The 1,456-nt window shown below is 28.4% G+C and carries 3 protein-coding genes; 2 read left to right on the top strand and 1 reads right to left on the bottom strand.

The annotated features are described in order from the left end of the window. Window positions 1–45: 45 nt before the first annotated feature. Entirely contained in the window at window positions 46–246 is a 201-nt protein-coding gene (locus tag IX290_RS11370) for a cold-shock protein (protein ID WP_211493306.1), read from the bottom strand. 248 nt (window positions 247–494) lie between these two features. Between IX290_RS11370 and IX290_RS11365 the strand changes: the two genes are divergently transcribed. Beyond that, entirely contained in the window at window positions 495–1,106 is a 612-nt protein-coding gene (locus IX290_RS11365) for a ComF family protein (protein ID WP_211493305.1), read from the top strand. A 90-nt stretch (window positions 1,107–1,196) separates the two neighbouring features. Next, window positions 1,197–1,430, top strand: a complete 234-nt coding sequence (locus tag IX290_RS11360; RefSeq protein ID WP_211493304.1) for a hypothetical protein — start codon at window positions 1,197–1,199, stop codon at window positions 1,428–1,430. Window positions 1,431–1,456 lie beyond the last annotated feature (26 nt).

Below are 1,456 nucleotides of genomic sequence, written 5' to 3'. Positions count from 1 at the left end.
CCCTTTATTTTTGGTAAAAAATTAATTTTTATATTAAAGATGAAATTAAGCAGTTTTTACATCTACAGCCATTGGCCCTTTTTTTCCTTCTGTTACTTCAAAAGTTACTGCTTGTCCTTCTTCTAGACTTCTAAACCCATCTCCTACTATTCCAGTGAAGTGTACGAAATAATCTGCACCCTCATCACTAGTTAAAAAACCAAATCCTTTTTCCTTGTTAAACCATTTAACTGTCCCTTTTAACATTTTATAACCTCCAAAAAAATAAAAACTTCTCGTTCAGAATAGTAGAATTTTAACAAATTCAGCAACCATGAACAATTAAACTAATTATACCGCAATACAACCACAATAGCAAGTCTTTTTTTATAAAAACAGAATAAAAGAGTAATTATTATAAAAAAAACGAAAAAAAATAAAACACTTTATTTGATTTTTAGCCATTAAAAATGGTATAATTTTAGTAGAACTAAAAAGAAAATTTAGGAGGAGTTATGATAAATATAAATTCTATATTAAATATAAATCCAATGAAGATAGATGGAAACTGGAATGAAGGGTATATACTGGACTATTTTATGTTAGAGAGCAAATATAAAGGTGAAGATATATTTGGATATCCTATTTTTGATGTAAAGTATAGTGAGCTTGGAAAACTTATGAATGGGCTTAAATACCATAAAGAGTATAAAAATGCAGCTGAGATAGCTCATATTGCAGTTGATTTTATAAAAAATACATGGAAAATTGAAGATGAGATAGATGGGATAATAGCTACTCCACCTAGCAGAGAGAGAACTACACAACCACTTTTCCAAATAGTTCAGCATATGGGAGAGGAACTTAATAAACCTATATCTTTGGATTTCTTTAGAAAATTGACTCCTGAGGAGATAAAAGCTCTTCCAGCTGAGAAAAAACTTGAACTTTTTAAAAACAGTATTACTAAAGAGAGAAATCTTACAAAGAAAGGAAATATCCTTTTAGTAGATGATTTATACAGTACTGGAGCCACTTTGAGAGGGCTTTGTGAACACTTAAGAGATGATAATAAAGTACAAAAAATATATGTTCTTGTAATTTGTAAAAATATTAAGAGCGAATAATCTTGCCAAAATTGCAATAAATCTATATAATATAAAAAAATTAATTGGTAATTTTTTATTTGTTTGTATAAGAGAGGGGAAGGTGTTACTATGAGAAAAAATATCGGTGAATACAGAAAAGGATTTGATATGGAGCTTTTTGCTCTTGCTTTAAAAAATGGAGAAAAGTTTGAACTTACAGATCAGGATATCGATATTAACTATATAGGATTTTCTGTTCCTGTAGTTTCAAAAGTTGAATCTTGTAGAATTACAGATGAGTTTATAGAAAAAAACTATGATAAATTAATAGCACTTAAGATTATTAAAAAAGATGAAGAATAAGATTTGACTAAAGCTCTGCTCCAGCA

It is taken from the genome of Fusobacterium sp. DD2 (assembly GCF_018205345.1).
GTDB lineage: Bacteria > Fusobacteriota > Fusobacteriia > Fusobacteriales > Fusobacteriaceae > Fusobacterium_A.
This window is presented reverse-complemented; position numbering and strand designations above follow the sequence as displayed.